Raw genomic sequence first — 18853 nt, 5'->3', positions numbered from 1 at the left:
CGGGCGCCTATGCCTTGACTTCCATTTGCTCGAAGGCCCGGCGGCCTTCCGAGCGGATCAGGTCAAGGCAATCCCGCTTGAGGGCGAGATAGGCCGCGTCCGCAACGATGGCGCTGGAGCGCGGTCGCGGCAGGCTCACCTGGAGATCCCTGAGGATGCGGCCAGGTCCCGCGCTCATGATCAGCACACGGTCAGAGAGCAGGATCGCTTCATCGATGTCGTGTGTGACGAAGACGATTGTTGCGTTGATCCGCTCGCGGAGCTCGAGCAGATTGTCTTGCATGACCGCCCGGGTCTGCGCATCCAGCGCTCCGAAGGGCTCGTCCATCAACAGCACGCGCGGCTGATTGGCGAGCGCACGGGCAATCGCAACCCGCTGTTGCATACCTCCCGATAGCGTGTGCGGATATGCCGACGCAAATCTGGTCAGCCCGATCATCTCGATGAGTTCGTCGGCAATCCGCAGCGCCTCCGCTTTCGGCTTGCCGAGGGCGCGCGGCCCGTGCGCGATGTTCCTGCGCACCGATTTCCACGGAAACAGATGTGGCTGCTGGAAGACCATCCCGATCTCGGGCCGTGGCACGCGCATCGCTTCACCGGCGATCAGCACCTGGCCTTCGAACGGCCGCTCGAGGCCGGCCATCGCATTCAGGAGCGTGGACTTGCCGCAGCCGGATGGACCGACGATCGAGACGAATTCTCCTTGCACGACCGTCAGGGACACGCGATCGACCGCGATGACCTGTCCGCTCGGCGCATCGAAGACGATGCTCAAATCCTCGACCCGGATGATCGCCTGATGCGCCGGGGCGGACGGCGGGAACGTATCCACGAGCCTGAGCGGCTGGTCCGGACGAAGCAGGCTTTTGGTCATCGCCACCACACGGCACGTTCGGCAAGCGTCGCGAAGGCACGGTCGGCGACAAAGGACAGCAACCCGAGAGCCGCCAACCCGCCCATGACCTGACCCGTTTGCATGTTCTGTTGCGCAATTTCGATTCGGTAGACGATGCCGGCGAACGCTCCCGCCAACTCGGCGGCGACCAGTGTGTAGAAGGAGATGCTCACCGCGGTCCGAAGACCGACCGTGATATAGGGCAGCGCGCCAAGAAGGACGATCTCCCACAGCATCTGCGGCTGCGGCGTGCCGAGCATCTGCGCGGCACGGATAAGTCCGCGATCGACTTTCTGCACCCCGATGTGGGTCGCAAGCCATACCGTGAAGAACACGCCCCAAACGACCAGGAAAAGCTTGCCTGTCTCCGAGAGGCCGAACCAGAGGATGACGATAGGCACGAAAGCGACGGGAGGAATTGGACGCAGGATGTGAAACAAGGGTGAAAGCAGGCTGGACACCAGCCGGAACCGGCCCGTCAGGACGCCGAGCACGATCCCGCCCGCCGCCCCGATCGCAAATCCCGCGACCACGCGCGAAAGGCTCGCCGTCAGGTCGGCGAAGAATTGTCCGCTGCGAATCCACTCGAGAATGGCGACAGCGACGGTCGAGGGCGGCGGAAACAGCACGGCGTTCACGATGCCGGAGCGCGCAACCAACTCCCACACGCCCGTGAAGGCGGGCACGGAGAGGACGGCGACCAGTACGCTCAGCCGTGCGGTCGCACTCGCGCTGCTGCGTCCTCCGCCGCTCACGGGCGCGCATCCAGTGTGACGCGAGCCGGATCGAGCGCCTTCAGCGGCGCCGTCACCAGGACTTTCGAGAAATCGGGCATGCTCGCTCCGGGAGGATGATTGCCGGTCTCGAGCCGCCAGGCGGCGTGGGTTTTCAGGGTCGTGAGAATCCGGTCGTCGAGGCGCACATGGTAGATATAGTCTGGCCAGATCGAAGCCAATTCATCGCGTTTCATCCCCGTCGCTGTGGCGATGACGTCGATCGCTTCATCCGGATGCGCCTTGAGCCAGCCCTCGGCTTCGATGAGGGACGCCAGGAACTTGCTGACGATCGCCGGGTTGGCCGCAAGGTAGGACTGCGTCACGACGATGTTGAAGGTCTCCGAGTAGAGACCTTTGGTATCAAGCGGGATCGCACCTTCGCCAAGAGCCTTCTTCGCATTCGAGACGTGCGGCTCCCAGGTATCGAACGCGTCGATGCTGCCGGCCGCCATGGCGGGCAGCATCTCCTGAGGTCGCAGGTTGACGAGCGTCACGTCCTTCGACGACAGGCCCGCCGCCTTCAACAAGACCGACGTGTAAACTTCGCTGCCGGTTCCGGCCGTAAAGGCTACGCGCTTGCCACGCAGATCGGCCTTCGTCTTGATCCCGGCAGAAGCCGCGGTCATGGTCTTGAGATCCGAATATTCCATCCCCGCCACGAAGGCGATCGGCTGTTGCGCCATTGCGGCCGCCGTGACCGGCGCCTCGGCGGTTGTCGCGAAATCCGCCCCTCCCCCAAGCACCGTATCGAGGCACTGCTTCCCGCTGGTGAAATTGGAGACCGAGATGTCGAGCCCCTGCCTGGCGAAAATGCCCTTCACATTGGCGACAATCGCCAGTCCCGAGATCGGCCCAAGATTCTGGGCAAGCCGCGCCTTCAGCAGTTCCTCGGCGGTCGCGCGCTGAGGCGTCGCAAACAGCATGGACGCAGTGAGCACGAACACGGCAGAGCGAAGAGCGGTTGTTGATCGCATGCCAAACCCCTGTAATGCCGGCGACCGGAGTGATCGACCGTGACGAGAGCGTCGTCTCAAGACGGGAGAGCGTGAAGCAATTAATCGACAAGGCTCGACGCTGTCCAAATTTTGAGCAAGCAGACCAGCTCCCGACTGCGACCGGGGTAACAAATTCATCAAGCTGCTCACACCTTGGGCGCATCGTGGCTGAGGCAATGGCACCCTGCTGGCTTTCGCCAAGCCCTGATCCCGATTCAATCAGAACCGATCGGACTTTCGATGCCGTTGCGTGCGCGGCGAAACCAGGCCCATGTCTGCCGCGTCACTGTGACGTAGCCCGGACCCCGGTAGACGATCTGATCGGCGACGATCCGGTTCAGTTTCGGCAGCGCATGAAATGGAATCGAAGGATAGGCATGGTGTTCGACATGATAGGGCATATTCCATGCAAACCAGCGCACGAACATGGCGGTATAGGTGGTGCGGGTATTCTGGAAGGCGCTGCGCGTGCGATCGCAACCGGTGTGTTCGGCAAGGAGATACGGACGCAGAAACAATTGACCGACGATCACGGGGACGACCCAGACCCACAACAGGATCAAGGTGTGCAGCGCGACCGATGCCAGCAGCAGCGCGACGTAGCCCGCCAGGTGGAGGCGCGCTTCCGTCACGACAATGTGGCGTTTGCTTTCCGGAATCCAGGGCGACGTGGCGTTTCCGGTCAACGCATGACGAAGCATAAGCCGCACCCGGAAGGCAACCTGCCGCAAGCCGCTGTAGACGATCAGCAGTTGCGCGTCCGAGGTCGGGATCGGAACCGACAGCAGTTCCGGATCCCTCTCTGGATCCTGCGTATAGCGATGATGATCCCAGTGGAACAGGCAGTAGTATTCGTAAGGCAAGCCGACCGCGAACGAGGAGAGATGACCGAAGGCGAGATTGAGCGCACGGCTGCGAAACGCCGTCTTGTGGGCGGTCTCGTGGACCACCATGAACAGGAATGCGACGAAGTAGCCTTGGACGACGACCAGCGGCAACGCCCAGACGAGACCATATCGCGACGAGACCAGCCAGATCAGCGCGCCCACAACGCCGATGACGCCGTAGTGGCTGGCCGCACGGACCAGGCCTTGCCAATCGGACCGCACGGACAACTCGCGCAGCATAGCCGGAGTCAGCGGCTTTTCTCCGGTGGCAGTGATCGCGTTACTCATGATCGTAGTCGCCTCCTTCCGGCATGATCGTGCTCGTGCGGACGCTGGAATTCGTCAAGCACGTACCGACCCTAGGAAGCGACGCCGCAATGCAGAAGCAATTAATTTCGCGGGCGTTGGCCGCCAGCAACCGAGATTGCGGCCCTCGCTTAACCGCATTGGCCGTCACAAGATGTTTCTGATCTCCCGGTGCACACGTCGGGCCCATGCAGTCTTCTCACCGATTGAAGAACATCCGGCCCAACGGACTCCCACCGGCCTTTGAGGGCCATATGGGCATGAATTGGAAGCGGAAATCACTTCTTAGGAAGTTGGCACCGGCTGACTGAATCGAACAGTCGACATCGGGTTTTGGAGGCCCGCGTTCTGCCACTGAACTAAACCGGTAAATGGTCCTGATTGGGAGATTCGAACTCCGCGTCTCCCGGTCCACAACCGAGCATCCTGCCATTGAACGAAATCAGGAGAGAGTGATCGCCGGCACCGGTGGCACTCGGTGCAGACAACGTAAAGATGGTCGCGGGTACGGGGGTCGAACCCGCCACTCCAGCCTTATGAGAGCCGGCCCCTTCCCTGCCGAGGCCCCGCGAGAACGAAGTGCCGAAACGATTGATTGGCGGAGAGTACAGGGATCGAACCTGTGCATCCCGAAGGACTCGACGCGTTAGCACTGCGTTGCCTTGCCGCTCGGCCAACCCTCCAATTCCAATCGCGATCCGGCGTGTTGGATGTCCTGGCCGGTGCCGTCCCGGCTCATGGCGGTTTTGCAGACCGCCGCGTTCCTGTTTCGCCACGGGACCAGATTGGCTGCGCGCACAGGAATCGAACCTGTCTCAACGGATTCAGAATCCGTCACCTCACCGATCGGCCAGCGCGCGAGAATGGTCAGCGTGGGTGGATTCGAACCACCGATCCCCTGCTTCCAAGGCAGGTGGGGACGGCCAGGCTCCCCTACGCGCTGATGATTGGCCTTCCCGGCAGGACTCGAACCTGCATGCCTTCGCGTTCGTAGCGCGCTACTCGTCCAGTTGAGCTACGGGAAGATGAAATTGGTACTGCCAGCGGGAATCGAACCCGCGTCGACCGGTTGAAAACCGGCTATCCTGACCGCTAGACGATGGCAGCATGTCGCTTCCGTTCAGCGGGCCTCGTGCAGGCCGGAGATCGGAAGAGATGAATTGGCTCCCGCCGCACGATTCGAACGTGCCTTCCTCCGTTAACAGCGGAGCGCCCTCTCCGAGATGGCTCGACGGGAATGAGATGGTGGAGCAACGGAGAGTCGAACTCCGGACGTCGATCTTGCAAGGATCAACTGCAGCCCGCTGCTTGCCCCGGTATGGTGCCCAGCGCCAGATTTGAACTGGCCTCCTGCGTCCTTCAAACGCGTGCAATCACCAGATTTGCTAACTGGGCGAGATGGCGCGGACGTCGGTAATCGAAACCGACTCTCCTGACTGGCGCTCAGGTGCTTGACCTTCCAGCTACGTCCGCATTGACGTTGCCGAGGCTGCAAACTCCTCAGCGGCGCCGGCGTACATCCGGCTTGGCGATCCTGACCGACGGGTATCGAATTTGGCCACCACGGCAGGACTCGAACCTGCATCCTCGACCTTCGGAGGGTCGTACTCATCCCGTTGAGCTACGTGGTGATGGGTCGCCGGCGGCCGCAAATGCGCCGCCGGCGCCGTTACTTCTCGAGCTCGACATCCCAATAGAGATAGTCGCGCCAGGTCTCGTGCAGAAAGTTCGGCGGGAACAGACGCTGGGCCGCCATCAAGTCGAACTGAGTCGGCTCGAACGGCTTGCGCCGCGGCTTGAGGTGAAGACGATCCTTGCGCGCGTTGCAAGGACCGCATGCCGCCACGATGTTTGTCCAGCACGTCTGGCCGCCGTCCGCCCGCGGGATGACGTGGTCGAACGTCAATTCGCCGCGAAAATGCTGATCGTCGCAATACTGGCAGCGAAAGCGATCGCGGAGGAAGACGTTGAACCGCGTGAAGGCGACGCGGGTCGGCGGCCGCACATATTCGCGCAGTGCGATCACCGCCGGCAGCCGCATCACCGTCGACGGGCTGCGGACGACCTGGTCGTATTCGGCGACCACGACATGCGATCCCTTCACGACCGCCCTGACGGAATCCTCCCAGTTGAACAGCGACAACGGGAAATAAGACAGCGGCTGGAAGTCCGCGTTGAGGACGAGAGCCGGGTTTGCTTCGAACATTGCCCTCTCCTCTGTTTGGTGGTGGGCGCCACCGGATTTGAACCGATGTGTGGACTGGAATTGGCGCCCATGACGAGGATCGAACTCGCCTTCCCGGATCGACAATCCGGTCCCTTCACCAGATGGGGACATGGGCCATTGGTACGCTCGGCCGGGGTCGAACCGGCATGGTCTCCCACCGCCCTCTCGAGACGGCGCGTCTACCAGTTTCGCCACGAGCGCGAGTGTTGTTTGGAGGACCTGGTCGGACTCGAACCGACGATGCTTTCGCGACGGATTAAGAATCCGCTCCCTTCGCCGCTGGGGGCACAGGTCCGTCATGTCTGGTCCTCCCGTGATGAATCGAACATCCGTCGATCGCTTATCAAGCGATTGCTCTGCCACTGAGCTACGAGAGGGAATTTGATGGTGCGTCCGGCAGGCTCTGCCCCTACCGCCTCCGCCGTGTCACAGCGGCGCTCTGCTGAAACGGGCGCAAATTGGTGCGCGCTGACCGGATCGAACGGCCGACATCCTGCATGTAAGACAGGCGCTCTTCCGCTGAGCTAAGCGCGCTAATGGATCTGGTGCTCCACGACGGATTCGAACCGCCAACGCACGGATTCTAAGTCCGTCGCCTCTGCCGATTGGGCTAGTGGAGCGAAACTCTACAAACGGCCGGGACGACCCAGCCAATCAAAAAACACTCGCTGCCTGAAACCACCGTTTGCCGCTCCACCAAAGGAGACCGGTACCGGTCAGCGGATCGCCTTATGTCCTTGCAGGGGCGATCATCCTGTAGTCGGGTCAATTCACGTCATCACGCGGCGATCACGGTGATCCGCCGACCGCGGTGATCGGTTGATGTAGTCGAGATAAATCTGGCGGGCTTCGGCCTCGGAAATCCCCCGCAGCGCCACGACGGTGCGCACGAAGGCGATCACGACCGGCGAGGAAAGAATCCTCTCGCGGGTACGCTTCTTGAGTCCTGTCTGGGTCGTGCTGTTGCGGGCCATGTTGCCCTCCGCCTTTCGGCAGAGGGTGGATTCCCACTGCCTGCTACGCTCTGACTGCTATCCTGGTGGCCCCGAGACAATCGGGCTTCGTCAGGTAGCTCGAACCTCGTTCCGTCGCGGACATGCGCGACCAATCGCACGGCCGATTAACCGGCAGCGCGGCGGCGGCATTCGCGACGATATGTGAGCGCATTCGCAACACGGGTTCGGTCCTCAGAGAGCGCCAGCGAATTCGCCGGCGTTTTGTGGGGCAGCGGTATGCACAGAGATTTGGGACTTCGTCAAGAGCACTCGCCAAACAATTTTAAAGCGAGCGCCCTCTGCGGGCAGCGTTAACGAACGTTTTTCGCAACGCCAACATGTTCCAATAATACATCTATTCAGTCGGTCGACGGCCGTCGGCGGCATGAAGGTTGCGGGCCAACAAATTTGCGCTGTCTTCGTTTTTGACCGGTCTGGACCACACGGGGTACACGCGGTTATGTCACCGGGCGAACCGCCCCAGGAGAGCCTTCATGGCCGCTATTGTCATCCCAGCCCGGTACGGCTCAACCCGGTTTCCGGGCAAGCCGATGCACCCGATCAGCGGCATCCCGATGCTGGAGCGGGTCTGCCGGATCGCGCGTGCCGTCAGAAATTGCAGCAGGGTCGTGGTCGCAACCGAAAGCGATCCCGTGGCGGATTTCGCAAGAACCTTTGGGGCTGAGGTCGTGATGACGTCCGATCGCCCGCGCAACGGCACCGAGCGCGTCTTTGAAGCTGTCAGTGCCGCTGACATCAGGGACGACATCGTCGTCAACTTGCAGGGAGATGCCGTCCTCTCGCCGCCATGGGTGCTCGAGGCCATGATCGAGGAGATGGTACGGGATTCCCACATCCAAGCCATCACGCCGGCGGTCAGGCTGGACGAAACCGCGCTTGCTAGCTTTGCCGCGCACAAGGCGAACAACAAGTCGAGCGGGACGACCGTGGTCTTCGATGCCAATTCCAACGCGCTCTACTTTTCAAAACAGATCTTGCCGTTCGTTCGCACGCCCGGATTCACGCATGTGTACCGTCACATCGGACTCTACGGATACCGCCAGAAACCGTTGGCCGATTACTGCCGTCTCGCGCCCTCGCCGCTCGAACAGACCGAGGGTCTGGAGCAGTTGCGGCTGCTTGAGAATGGCATGAAGATGCGGGTTCTCGAAGTCGACTATCGCGGCCGGACCCATGCGTCCATCGACACCTATGACGACGTGAAATTCGCCGAGGACATCATCGCGCGCGAAGGAGAACTGTTCTGACAATGGATCGAGCAGCCACCCGCATCATCCTGTTGCGACACGGGAACACTTTTGCGCCCGGCGAGGAGGCCGTTTGGGTTGGCGCGCGATCGGACCTCGCCTTGGTGGAAAAAGGACGATGGCAGGCCGAGGAAGCCGGCAGGCAGATCCATCGGGCCGGGCTTGTCGTCAATTCCATTGTCACTGGTCCGCTTCGCCGGACGACTGAAACTGCAACGATCGTTGCGGCGATCGTCGGCTTTCCCCCAACGTCCATTGTCGTTGATCGTCGCTTGACCGAGCTCGATTACGGCGATTGGGAAGGACTGTCGTCGGCCGAGATACGACGACGATTTGGAGACGACGATATCGATGGATGGGAGGCCCGCAGCCAATGGCCGCGCGGCGCAAACTGGCCCTCAACCAAGGACGAAGTGCTCGAGCGGTTGCGCAACGTTTTCGACGAGATCACGCAACGGCCCGCCACGCAGGACAACGCGATCAACCTGGTCGTCTCCAGCAACGGCATCTTTCGCTTGGTGGCAGAGACGCTCGGATTGCCTGCCGCCGACCGGAAAATGGCAACCGGCAACATATCCGTGTTGGGATGGCGGTCCGGCACGTGGGAGGTCGACCGGTGGAACGTCGCGCCTGCAAGCCTGACTGCTGACGATTCAGCAGCGGCCCCCGGCCGGCGTTGAGATCGCCTCCACCGAGCCTTACCTTTCAGCGCGGGATGACCGCGGTCGCCTCGATCTCGACCCGGGCAGACGGCTCGACAAGGCGCACGACCTGCACCAGTGCCATCGCGGGATAGTGCGTGCCGACGACCTCGCGATAGACCTTGCCGAGCGCCTTGAGGTTGCTGACGTACTCGTCCATGTCGACGACGTACCAGGTCAGGCGCACCAGATGATCCGGTCGCGCTCCGCCTGCGGCGAGGATCGCGACGATGTTCTCGAGCGTCTGGCGGACCTGCCCGACGAAGCCATCGGCGAATACGCCCGAGATGTCCCAGCCGACGACGCCGCCGGTGACGACGTAGCGCCCCTCCGCCATCATGCCGTTGGCGTAGCCTTTCGGCTGCGGCCAGCCACTCGGCTGCAGCACATGCAAGCCGTTGCCGGTGGCGGGCGCAATGGCGCCCGGCTGTCTCATCGCACTCATGATCTCTCTCTATGGTCTCAGCGCGGCTTCAACAGCTCGCGCGCAACGATCAGCTTCTGGACTTCGGTTGCGCCTTCGTAGATGCGCAACGCGCGAATTTCACGGTAGAGGCTCTCGACGATTTCGCCCTTGCGCACGCCGCGGCCGCCGAACATCTGCACGGAACGGTCGATGACGCGCTGCGCCGTCTCGGTCGCCGTCAGCTTCGCCATCGCGGCCTCCCGGGTGGTCGGCAGCTTCTGGACGTCGCGGCGCCACGCCGCGCGATAGGTCAGTAGGGCAGCCGCGTCGGTGTCGGTCGCCATGTCGCCGAGCGCGGCCTGCGTAAGCTGGAGGTCACCCAGCGTCGCCCCGAACATGTGGCGGCTGCGTGCATGCGAGAGCGCCTCGTCGAGCGCGCGGCGGGCGAAACCGAGAGCGGCAGCCGCAACCGACGCGCGGAAAATATCCAGCGTCTGCATCGCAAGCTTGAAGCCGCCGCCGGGCGCACCGAGGCGACGGCTTGCCGGGATACGACAATTCGTAAAGCGCAGCGTCGCAAGCGGATGCGGCGCGATGACGTCAATGCGCTCGGCAATGCCAAAACCGGGATCATCGGGAAACACGACAAAAGCCGAGATACCGCGGGCGCCCGGCGCCTCGCCGGTGCGCACGAACAGGGTATAGACGTCGGCGATGCCGCCATTGGAGATCCAGGTCTTCTCGCCGTCGATGACATAGTCGTTGCCGTCGGCGCGCGCTATGCAGGCCATTGCCGCAACGTCGGAACCTGCCTCCTTCTCCGACAATGCAAAGGCCGAGAGCCATTCCCCGGATCGCACCTTTGGCAGCACCGCCTTGCGCAGCTCCGCAGAACCGCCGAGCGCGATCGCGCCGGAGCCGAGGCCCTGCATCGCGAAGGCGAAATCGGCCAGGCCATCGGCATAAGCAAGCGACTCCCGCGACAGGCAGATCGAGCGCGAGTCGATCATATCAGCATCGCCATCGCTCGCCGCGACCGCGCAATCGAGCAGGCCCGCCTCACCCATCGCACGCACCAGCTTGCGGCAGGCAGCGTCGACATCGCCGTGGTCGATCTTGTCCAGCGCGCCCGACTGGACGAAGCGGTCGAGCCGCTCGCCGATCGCATGGTGACGCTGGTCGAAGAACGGCCAGTCCAGCCAGTCGCGCCTGATGACTTTTGCAACGGAGCTCATCGGTCGCCTCCCCTGCTCACTGCGCGGCCGCCGCGGCGGCACGCGCGAGATTGGCTTCGTACTGTCCCTTGGCGGACTGATATTGTTTTGGCCATTCCACCGCCGAGATACCGATGCGCGCGGCCTCGTGCAGCGTCCAGGCGGGATCGGCCAGATGCGGCCGCGCGATGGCGCAGAGATCGGCACGGCCGGCGGCGAGTATCGAGTTGGCGTGGTCGGCCTCGGAGATGGCGCCGACCGCGATGGTCTCGATGCCGACCTCGTTGCGGATCAAATCGGCAAACGGCGTCTGGAACAGCCGTCCATAGACCGGCCGCTCTTCCTTCCACACCTGGCCCGACGAGCAGTCGATCACGTCGGCGCCGGCGTCCTTGAACATCGCGGCGAAGATCGCCGCGTCGGCCGGCATGTTGCCGCCCTCGGTCCAGTCGTGGCACGACAGGCGCACTGACATCGGCCGCTCCGACGGCCAGACATCGCGCATCGCCTTGAACACTTCGAGCGGAAAGCGCGCACGGTTCTCGTGGCTGCCGCCATATTCGTCCGTCCGCCGGTTGGTGAGCGGCGACAGGAAGCTCGACAGCAGATAGCCGTGAGCGCAATGCAGCTCGAGCCATTCGACGCCGGCTTCCGTCGCGCGGCGGGTCGCGGCAACGAAATCATCGCGCACGCGGTCCATGTCAGCACGGTTCATCGCCTTCGGCACTTGGCTGTGCGGCAGGTACGGCAACGCCGACGCAGAGATCAGCGGCCAGTTTCCGGCTTGCAGCGGTTGGTCGATCCCCTCCCATGCAAGCCTGGTCGAACCCTTTCGTCCGGCATGGCCGAGCTGAATGCCGACCTTGGCATGTCCGAGGCTGTGGATCAGATCGACGAGGCGACGCCACTGCGCGGCCTGCGCGTCGTTCCAGAGGCCGAGGCAACCCGGCGTGATCCGCGCATCCGGCGAGACGCACGTCATCTCGGCAAAGATTAGCCCAGCGCCGCCCATGGCGCGCGCGCCGAGATGGGCGATGTGGAAGTCGTTGATCAGCCCGTCCTGCGACGAATACATCGCCATCGGCGAAACCATGATGCGATTCGCAAGCTGCAGCCCGCGCACGCGGTGCGGCGTCAGCATCGGAGGGGGCACGCGCTCGCCATCGCGCAGATTGATCCCCGCACGCGCGGCGAACCAGCGCTCAAAGCCTTCGAGCCAGGCCCGGTCGCGCAGGCGCAGATTCTCGTGGCTGATGCGCTGCGAGCGCGTCAGCATCGAATAGAAGAACTGCGGCGGGTCCAGCGTATCGGCGTAGCGCCGGCCTACCACCTCGAACCATTCCATGGCATTGCGTGCGGCGTTCTGGATGCGCGCGACGTCGACGCGACGCACTTCTTCGTAGGCCTCCAGCACGGCCGGGATGTTGGCGCGATCGTGACCGTGACGGTCGAACTGGTTGGCGAGCTCGATGGCGTCATCGAGCGCAAGCTTGGTGCCTGAGCCGATGGCAAAATGCGCAGTGTGCGCGGCATCCCCCATCAGCACGACATGCGAGCGGCCGTTGAACACGCTCCATTTGCCGCAGATCAGGCGGCTGAAATTGAGCCAGGCCGAACCGCGCAAATGACGCGCATTGGTCAAGAGCTTTGCGCCGTCCAACGTCTCGGCAAAGATCTTCTCGCAGAAGTCGATCGAGCCCTGCTGATCCATGTCGCCGAGCCCGTGGGCCTGGTACGCCTCTTCCGTGGTCTCGACGATGAAGGTCGATGTCTCCGCGTCGAACTTGTAGATATGGGCCTGGAACCAGCCGTGCTCGGTCTTCTGGAAATCGAAGGTGAAGGCGTCGAAGGCCTTCTTGGTGCCGAGCCAGATGTAGCGGTTTGGCCGGATCACCATGTCCGGCTTGAATTGCTCTTCATAGCGGGCGCGAATGCGCGAATTGACGCCGTCGCATGCGACGATCAGGTCGGCCTCGGGGAATTCGAGATCGGATTCCACATCCTTCTCGAACACGAGCTCGACGCCGAGCGCTTCGCAGCGCCGCTGCAAAATGTTGAGCAGGTGCTTGCGGCCGATACCGATGAAGCCGTGGCCGGTGGTGCGCTGGCGCGTGCCCTTGAAGACGAGCTCGATGTCGTCCCAATGGTTGAAGGCGTCCTCGATCTCGGCAGCGCTTTCGGGATCGGCGACCCGCATCGCCGCCATCATCGCGTCGGAGAACACCACGCCCCAGCCAAAGGTATCGTAGGGCTTGTTGCGCTCGACAACGGAGACGACATGCTCGGGGTGACGGCGCTTCATCAGGAGGCCGAGATAGAGGCCGGCCGGGCCGCCGCCGATACAGACTATGCGCATGATCCCCCGCTTTCGCGCGTCGCGCCGTGTGCTGGCTGGAATTACTTTAAGCTTAAAGTATTTCCTGAAGGAGCCGATTGTCAAGGCGCTTCTCGGCGACTCCCCCAGCGAACGGCCCGACGCGGCGCGTGCCAGCTAATCGGCTTAAAATTCCGGACACCGACCCCCGGATCGGTGGCCGCGATGGACGAGCCTTGAAATTACTTTTGGCACGAACTATCTTGCTACCCAGCCACCTCAGGCATGTCGCCGCCAGGGCAGGAGATTGATTTGGCAGTCGCAAAGGAATCCCCGCCCGTTTCACCCAGGAACGGCGCCGATCAGGAGGCCGAATACCGGGGCCAGACCCGGCTTTGGTTGCGGCTGCTGGCTTGCACGACGCTGATCGAGGGTGAGCTGCGCCGCCGGTTCCGCGAGGAATTCGACTTCACCATGCCCCGCTTCGACGTGCTCGCCCAGCTCGATCGCGAGCCGAGCGGACTCGTGCTGGGCGAACTGCCCAAGCGGCTGATGGTGTCGGCCGGCAATCTCACGCCGATCGTCGATCGCTTGGTCGAGGACGGATATATTACCCGAACGCCGTCGACCCTCGATCGCCGCGTGCAGATCGTCTGCATGACGGTCGAGGGCCGAAAGGCTTTCCGCCGCATGGCCAAGAGCCATGGTTCGTGGCTCGCCGAACTTTTGGCCGAATTTCCGGCTGAACGGCTCGACGGGTTGATTGGCGAGCTCGACGAGCTCAAGGGTTCGGTCCGGGACGCGCTGCAAAAGAGCTAGCGCCGCACTTTGACACCGGCGGCCTCGCGGTCCCAGGTGTCGCCAGCGACACCCGCGTCGCGCAATACGCCTTTCTTGATCTTGCCATTCTCCGTCAGCGGCATTTCCTTCACGATCCGCACATAGCGGGGAATGGCAAAGTAGGCGATCTGGCCCTCGCAATGTCGGACGATATCGACGGGTTCGAGCGACTGGCCCGGCTCCAGCAGAATCGCGGCGGCGACCTCGTCCTCCCCCAGCTCCGATGGCAGCGGATAGATCGCACACGACGCGACCGCGGCATGCGACTGGATGATCTGCTCGACCTCCCACGACGACACATTCTCGCCGCGCCTGCGGATCGAATCTTTCATTCGGTCGATGAAGCGATAGTGCCCGTCGGCATCGCGCACCACGCGATCGCCGGAGTGGAACCAGAGGTTTCGCCACGCCTCGACCGTCTTCTCCGGCATTCCAAAATATCCGGTCGCAAACGCAAACGGCTCCCTGGCGCGAAGCACGAGCTCGCCCGCCTGCCCGTCCGCAAGCTCGGAATCGTTCTCATCGACGATGCGGGCCTCGATGCCATCGGCGAGATAGCCCATCGTCCCCGGACGGTCCGAAGGGATGGTGCCTGCGAACACAAAGTTGGTCTCGGTCGAGCCGTAGCCATCGACGAGCGGCACGCCGAACCGCTCGAGGAACGGCTTGTGGATCTGCGGCGGCACCCCGCCGCCGAGCGCGACACGAAGGCCATGCGCCCGGTCATCTGCCGTGCCCGGCTGTGCTAACAGCATCGAGGCCATCGCGCCGAGCAGATAGCCGACAGTCGCATTGTGCCGCCGTGCGGCGGCCCAGAAGCCCGAAGCGGAAAACTTTGGCTCCAGCACGTAAGTGCAGCCGTTCAGCATCGCCTGATAGAACGCATTCAGCGCATTGGTGCGAAACAGCGGCAGCGTCGTAAACAGCACGTCGCCTTCGCGGATGCCAAGCGCGCGCGCCGAATAGATGCCCCACCAGAACAATTGCGCTTGCGGACAGCACACGCCTTTCGCTGGTCCGGTGGTGCCCGACGTGTAGAGAATAGCGACGGTGTCGCCGGGCCGCACCGCGCCGGGCGGGGCTTTTGGACCGAGCGTCGGCAATGGCACCGGCAAAACCTTGATCGCCTCGGCTGCGGCCGAACCGATCAGCCATACCTGCGACGGGAGCCCAACCTCCGGATCGACCGTATCGAAGGCGGCCAGGAACGGTGTCTCGACCACAAGCAACGCGGGGCGCGAATTGCGCAGGATGTGCGAGAGCTGGAAGCCACGCAGCGCGGTGTTGATCGGCACCACGATCGCACCCAGCCACGCACAGCCGAGATAGACCTGCAAAAATTCCGGCCGGTTCGAGCACATCAACGCCACCCGGTCGCCGGGCTTGATGCCGGCATCGATCAGCGTGTGCGCAGACGCGGCGGCAATCGCCGCAGTCTGCGCGTAGGTCCAGCGGGTCTCACCAGCAACGAGCAGGACGCGGTCGCCGTAGCGCTCGGCCTGCCGCGTGAGGATCGTGGGGAGGATACGGTCAGCCGGCGTAAACAATTCGACCGCGCGTGCCCAGGCCGGCGTCCCCGTACCCGCTCCGCTCGGTGCCTGCGCATTGCTCTCCGTCATGGGCTTCGCTCAGGGCAGCAGTTTATACTTTCCATCCTCGATCTGAACCAGGATGCGCGAGCGCTCGTCGACGCCGTGCCGATCCGCCGGCGTGTAGGTGTAGACGCCCTGCGTCCCCACCACCTCCTTGGTCGTGAACAGCGCCTGGCGCAGCGCGGTGCGAAACTCTGGCGTGCCCGGCTTGGCAGCCGTCGCCATCGCGCGCTTGGCGGCATCGGCAAACACCAGCCAGCCGTCGAACGAGTAGGACGAGAACGAGTCGGTCGGCACCTCGCCATTCGCCTTCTCAAAGGCTGCGCGAAACGCCAGCGCCACCTTCTGGATGGGATTGCTCGCCGGCAATTGCTCGGCCGCAGTCACCGGCCCGGTCGGGCAGATGATGCCGTTGGCCGCCTTGCCGGCCAGCCGCAGGAAGTCGGCGCTGATCATCCCGTGATTGCCATAGAGCGGACCCTTGTAGCCGCGTTCAGAGAGCGCAATGACCGGCAGCGCGCCGGGCGTGCCGGTGCCACCGAGCATGATGGCATCGGGCTTGGCTGCGACCGCGCGCAACACCTGTGCCGTCACCGAGGAGTCTGATCGCGCGTAACGCTCGTTGGCGATGACCTTGATGTCGGCGGTCTTCGCAGCTTGCTCCAGCGAATTGTACATGAGGTCGCCGAACGCATCGGAGAAGCCGATGAAGGCGACGGTCTTGAGGCCCTTCGCCTTCATGTGGTCGATGATGCCCTGCACGAGCAGCGGCGTCGGCTGCGGCGTCTGAAGCACCCACGGCCCACCCTCGCCTGGCGACACGGGCGCGATCGGCGACACCGCGATCATCGGCACCTTCATCTCGACGGCAGCAGTCGCCATCGCCAGCGTCTGCGGCGCGCCCGATGTGCCGATCAGAATATCGACCTTCTCCTGCTCGACCAGCTTGCGCGCGTTGCGTGTCGATGCGGTCGCGTCCGAGGCATCATCAAGCTGGATGACGCGCAGCTTCTCGCCATCGATCTCGCCGACATAGGCCTGCCCCGCCGCGATCCCCTTGCCGTTGGGAATGCCGATCGACGACACCGGTCCGCTCAGCGCAGTGACGAAGCCAATGAGAATCTCCGCTTGCGCAGATTGCGGAATGGCAAGAAGCAGCGCGGTCGAGGCCAGCAAGGTCTTCAGCGAGTTCATGGCACCTGTCTTTCGTGAGGGTTTCTTGTTTCGATCGGCAAGCGCCATCGTTTCGCGTCAGCTCGCGCCGACCAGGGCGATCACGCGGAGCGGACTGCCGGAGCCGTTCTGGATCTTCAATGGCGAGGCGACAATGACAGCGCCGGTTGGGGGAAGCTGGTCGAGATTGCAGAGACACTGCAGACCGTAGCGGCCGGCGCCGTGCAAAAAGTGATGTGCTGGATATGGCGGATCCATGTGCCCGGCTTGGCCGGCATCGGTGCCGATGGTCTCGGTGCCGAAGCCGATGACGCCGCGCTCCTCGACGAGCCACTTCATGACGGCCGGGTTCGGTCCCGGTGTATGCGCGCCGTCGTCCCTCAGGTTCGCATAGTCGCGCCAGCCCTTCTTGGACCAGTCGGTCCGCAGCAGCACCCAATGACGGGTGGGAATCTTTCCATGCTTCGCTTCCCAGGCCTCGACGTCAGGCACGGTCAACAAGAAGTCCGGATCCTTTGCGGCCTGCCCGGAGCAGTCGATCACGCAGGCCGGCGCGATCATGTCCTTGGCGGGCATGGTGTCGACGGCGTTGTTCGGCAGGTCCTTACCGGTGAACCAGTGAATCGGCGCGTCGAAATGCGTGCCGGTGTGCTCGCCGAAGGTGACGTTGTTCCAGTACCAGGCGGGGCCGCGGCCGTCGTAGCGCGAGATTTCCTGGATGCGCACGGGGGCGGCCTGGCCGAACTCCGGGGGCAGCACGATGACGGGGAAATCCGGACTGAGCGTGAAGGTCAGGTCGACGACGCGCACCGCGCCGGAAGAAACAGCATTGGCCATCTCCAGGAGACTCTTGGTCGACATCGTCACGTCCTCCGGCTTGGTTGAAGTTTCGATCTTACCTGTCGAGCTCGCGCTCGAGCGCTTTCGGGTTGGCCGCGAGACGCTGCCGGATTTCTTCGGCGACATCCCCGACATAGATCTCTTCAAGCCCGTTCTTCAGGCCGGACACGATGGCCTGCGCGATGGCACGCGGTGCCACTTTCGGCGGCGGCACGGTCTGGAACCATTCGGTATCGACCGGCCCGGTGAAGAGGTTCATGACCTTGACGCCGCCGGGCCTCAGTTCGCTGCGAAGACAATGCGACAGCGACAGGCAGGCTGCCTGTGAAGCAGAGTAAGCGCCGAACGTCGGCCAGTTCGCAAGCGCATAGACCGAGAGAATGTTAACCCAGGCGACGCTGTTGTTAATGCCGTCGGCGCCGCGCATCCGCATCGCCGGGCCAAAGGCCTGTGCAAGATTGATGAAGCCGAGATAGGCCTGATCGACTTCGTCCCGCGCGATGCTCGTGCCCTTGCGGTCAAGCAAACCGCCCGGCCGCACATACTCGGTCGTATTGACGAGGATATCGACCTTGCCGCCGATATCGGCCGCGAGATCGTTGGCGGATTTCTCATCCGATGCATCGAGAGCGACGATCTCGATCCCGTCCTGCCCGCGCAGCAGTTTTTCACCGGCAAACGGCCGCCACGGCTCGGCGACGCCGACGAACACGGTCTTGGCGCCGGCAGCCTTCAGCGCCGCGACGGCTTCCTGCCCGACCACGCTTCGGCCATTGGTCACGAGCACGCGCCTGAATTTTGGATCGGCCGTCATTTCCCGCCACTGCTTGTCGTCTGCCATGTTGGGCGTTTCCTTCTCCGGTCGGGCAAAGGCGACTGCCTGACCGCTCTTGTCGAGTTGAAGCGACATGCTGATCGCCGCACCTTCGCCACAGTCGGCATGGAGATGCGCCACGATGGTCGGCCCGCAATCCATCTTGACGAGGCCGACACGCCACGGCGCTCGCTCGCGAAAGTAGACGTCGCTCGGCACGCGCGCGGTGGTCTCCGCAAGCAGCATGCCCCGGCGCGGCGCATCGACGAAGGCGAGATCGGCCGACAGGCACGATGGGCACGCCTCGCGCGCCGGATAGGCAAAGCTGCCGCAGGCCTCGCAGCGCTGCAGCATGAAGCGTCCTTCGGCGGCGGCGCGGGTGAAGCCATGCGATCGCCGGCTGCGCGGCCGCGGCGGCGCGGTCGGCAGCTGCGTCCGCAACAGCGGATTCTTGCGCTTGGGCGGCTCAATCGGATCGATCATCGCGAAGGCCCTGCAAAGATTGCGGCCCCTGACGCCAGACCGCGATCGTAATTGATCATACCGAAACCCGAGGCCAAACCGAGGCTCGCATTCTTCACTTGCGTGGGACCGGCGGTTCCCAGCACCT

16 protein-coding genes, 18 tRNA genes and 1 pseudogene are annotated in these 18853 nt (G+C 63.4%); 3 read left to right on the top strand and 32 right to left on the bottom strand.

Features of this window, described 5'->3' with window-relative positions; all coding sequences use genetic code 11:
- Positions 1–7: 7 nt before the first annotated feature.
- The 24 genes from C2U70_RS24445 to C2U70_RS24340 all read right to left on the bottom strand — a co-directional run bounded on the left by C2U70_RS24445 (position 8) and on the right by C2U70_RS24340 (position 7060).
- Complete coding sequence (locus C2U70_RS24445; RefSeq protein WP_140981188.1) at positions 8–883, bottom strand: ABC transporter ATP-binding protein; 876 nt, start codon at positions 881–883, stop codon at positions 8–10.
- Positions 871–1650, bottom strand: a complete 780-nt coding sequence (locus C2U70_RS24440) for an ABC transporter permease (RefSeq protein ID WP_246666848.1) — start codon at positions 1648–1650, stop codon at positions 871–873. Before C2U70_RS24440 ends, C2U70_RS24445 begins: the two co-directional genes overlap by 13 nt.
- A complete protein-coding gene (locus tag C2U70_RS24435) occupies positions 1647–2804 on the bottom strand; it encodes an ABC transporter substrate-binding protein (protein WP_246666847.1) in 1158 nt (385 codons plus the stop codon). Before C2U70_RS24435 ends, C2U70_RS24440 begins: the two co-directional genes overlap by 4 nt.
- Before the next feature lie 77 nt (positions 2805–2881).
- The gene (locus C2U70_RS24430; protein ID WP_140981187.1) at positions 2882–3841 is read right to left on the bottom strand and encodes a fatty acid desaturase; all 960 of its coding nucleotides are present in this window, start codon (positions 3839–3841) and stop codon (positions 2882–2884) included.
- Positions 3842–4153: 312 nt separating this feature from the next.
- A tRNA-Trp gene (locus C2U70_RS24425) sits at positions 4154–4228 on the bottom strand.
- A gap of 3 nt (positions 4229–4231) precedes the next feature.
- Positions 4232–4306 (bottom strand) — tRNA-His (locus C2U70_RS24420).
- A gap of 49 nt (positions 4307–4355) precedes the next feature.
- Positions 4356–4430 (bottom strand) — tRNA-Met (locus tag C2U70_RS24415).
- Between the two features lie 25 nt (positions 4431–4455).
- Positions 4456–4542 (bottom strand) — tRNA-Ser (locus C2U70_RS24410).
- Between the two features lie 103 nt (positions 4543–4645).
- A tRNA-Gln gene (locus tag C2U70_RS24405) sits at positions 4646–4719 on the bottom strand.
- A 4-nt stretch (positions 4720–4723) separates the two neighbouring features.
- Positions 4724–4802: transfer RNA gene (locus tag C2U70_RS24400), tRNA-Pro, on the bottom strand.
- Between the two features lie 5 nt (positions 4803–4807).
- Positions 4808–4884 (bottom strand) — tRNA-Arg (locus C2U70_RS24395).
- Between the two features lie 7 nt (positions 4885–4891).
- A tRNA-Glu gene (locus C2U70_RS24390) sits at positions 4892–4966 on the bottom strand.
- A gap of 54 nt (positions 4967–5020) precedes the next feature.
- Positions 5021–5096: transfer RNA gene (locus C2U70_RS33150), tRNA-Asn, on the bottom strand.
- An 82-nt stretch (positions 5097–5178) separates the two neighbouring features.
- Positions 5179–5254: transfer RNA gene (locus tag C2U70_RS24385), tRNA-Phe, on the bottom strand.
- A 4-nt stretch (positions 5255–5258) separates the two neighbouring features.
- A tRNA-Gly gene (locus tag C2U70_RS33145) sits at positions 5259–5332 on the bottom strand.
- Positions 5333–5414: 82 nt separating this feature from the next.
- Positions 5415–5490, bottom strand: a tRNA-Arg gene (locus C2U70_RS24380).
- 38 nt (positions 5491–5528) lie between these two features.
- A complete protein-coding gene (locus C2U70_RS24375) occupies positions 5529–6065 on the bottom strand; it encodes an HNH endonuclease (RefSeq protein ID WP_140981186.1) in 537 nt (178 codons plus the stop codon).
- 61 nt (positions 6066–6126) lie between these two features.
- Positions 6127–6201 (bottom strand) — tRNA-Asp (locus tag C2U70_RS24370).
- Between the two features lie 3 nt (positions 6202–6204).
- Positions 6205–6287 (bottom strand) — tRNA-Leu (locus tag C2U70_RS24365).
- A gap of 10 nt (positions 6288–6297) precedes the next feature.
- Positions 6298–6381: transfer RNA gene (locus C2U70_RS24360), tRNA-Lys, on the bottom strand.
- An 8-nt stretch (positions 6382–6389) separates the two neighbouring features.
- Positions 6390–6463 (bottom strand) — tRNA-Ile (locus C2U70_RS24355).
- An 82-nt stretch (positions 6464–6545) separates the two neighbouring features.
- A tRNA-Val gene (locus tag C2U70_RS24350) sits at positions 6546–6620 on the bottom strand.
- A gap of 9 nt (positions 6621–6629) precedes the next feature.
- Positions 6630–6706, bottom strand: a tRNA-Leu gene (locus tag C2U70_RS24345).
- 150 nt (positions 6707–6856) lie between these two features.
- Positions 6857–7060, bottom strand: a complete 204-nt coding sequence (locus tag C2U70_RS24340) for a hypothetical protein (protein ID WP_140981185.1) — start codon at positions 7058–7060, stop codon at positions 6857–6859.
- A gap of 515 nt (positions 7061–7575) precedes the next feature.
- On the opposite strand from C2U70_RS24340, the gene kdsB reads away from it, so the two are divergent.
- Both kdsB and C2U70_RS24330 read left to right on the top strand, forming a co-directional pair.
- Positions 7576–8349 carry a 3-deoxy-manno-octulosonate cytidylyltransferase gene (gene kdsB, locus C2U70_RS24335; RefSeq protein WP_140981184.1) on the top strand — a complete coding sequence of 258 codons (774 nt, stop codon included), beginning with the start codon at positions 7576–7578 and terminating at the stop codon, positions 8347–8349.
- Between the two features lie 2 nt (positions 8350–8351).
- Positions 8352–9029, top strand: coding sequence for a histidine phosphatase family protein (locus tag C2U70_RS24330; RefSeq protein WP_140981182.1), 678 nt, complete (start codon positions 8352–8354; stop codon positions 9027–9029).
- Between the two features lie 25 nt (positions 9030–9054).
- Here the strand turns inward: C2U70_RS24330 and C2U70_RS24325 are convergent, their stop codons facing one another.
- The 3 genes from C2U70_RS24325 to C2U70_RS24315 are packed head-to-tail and all read right to left on the bottom strand — an operon-like array spanning position 9055 to position 13026.
- A complete protein-coding gene (locus C2U70_RS24325; protein ID WP_140981180.1) occupies positions 9055–9495 on the bottom strand; it encodes a RidA family protein in 441 nt (146 codons plus the stop codon).
- A gap of 17 nt (positions 9496–9512) precedes the next feature.
- Positions 9513–10691, bottom strand: a complete 1179-nt coding sequence (locus C2U70_RS24320) for an acyl-CoA dehydrogenase family protein (protein WP_140981179.1) — start codon at positions 10689–10691, stop codon at positions 9513–9515.
- Positions 10692–10707: 16 nt separating this feature from the next.
- Positions 10708–13026: a bifunctional salicylyl-CoA 5-hydroxylase/oxidoreductase gene (locus tag C2U70_RS24315; protein WP_140981177.1), complete on the bottom strand. Its 2319-nt coding sequence runs from the start codon at positions 13024–13026 to the stop codon at positions 10708–10710.
- A gap of 270 nt (positions 13027–13296) precedes the next feature.
- Between C2U70_RS24315 and C2U70_RS24310 the strand changes: the two genes are divergently transcribed.
- The gene (locus C2U70_RS24310; RefSeq protein WP_140981175.1) at positions 13297–13803 is read left to right on the top strand and encodes a MarR family winged helix-turn-helix transcriptional regulator; all 507 of its coding nucleotides are present in this window, start codon (positions 13297–13299) and stop codon (positions 13801–13803) included.
- On the opposite strand, the gene C2U70_RS24305 is transcribed toward C2U70_RS24310, so the two are convergent.
- The 5 genes and pseudogenes from C2U70_RS24305 to C2U70_RS33585 form a co-directional block, all read right to left on the bottom strand.
- The gene (locus tag C2U70_RS24305; protein ID WP_140981173.1) at positions 13800–15443 is read right to left on the bottom strand and encodes an ATP-dependent acyl-CoA ligase; all 1644 of its coding nucleotides are present in this window, start codon (positions 15441–15443) and stop codon (positions 13800–13802) included. The two genes, C2U70_RS24310 and C2U70_RS24305, sit on opposite strands and share 4 nt — an antisense overlap.
- A 9-nt stretch (positions 15444–15452) precedes the next feature.
- Positions 15453–16610, bottom strand: a complete 1158-nt coding sequence (locus tag C2U70_RS24300; protein ID WP_186294441.1) for an ABC transporter substrate-binding protein — start codon at positions 16608–16610, stop codon at positions 15453–15455.
- 57 nt (positions 16611–16667) lie between these two features.
- Positions 16668–17450 carry a cyclase family protein gene (locus C2U70_RS24295; RefSeq protein ID WP_186294440.1) on the bottom strand — a complete coding sequence of 261 codons (783 nt, stop codon included), beginning with the start codon at positions 17448–17450 and terminating at the stop codon, positions 16668–16670.
- 34 nt (positions 17451–17484) lie between these two features.
- Entirely contained in the window at positions 17485–18726 is a 1242-nt protein-coding gene (locus C2U70_RS24290) for an SDR family NAD(P)-dependent oxidoreductase (protein WP_140981167.1), read from the bottom strand.
- Positions 18723–18853: pseudogene (locus C2U70_RS33585) on the bottom strand (thiolase family protein); the annotation flags it as partial. The pseudogene C2U70_RS33585 and the gene C2U70_RS24290, both read right to left, overlap by 4 nt.

The sequence above is a fragment of the Bradyrhizobium guangdongense genome (assembly GCF_006483445.1).
GTDB lineage: Bacteria > Pseudomonadota > Alphaproteobacteria > Rhizobiales > Xanthobacteraceae > Bradyrhizobium > Bradyrhizobium guangdongense_A.
This window is presented reverse-complemented; position numbering and strand designations above follow the sequence as displayed.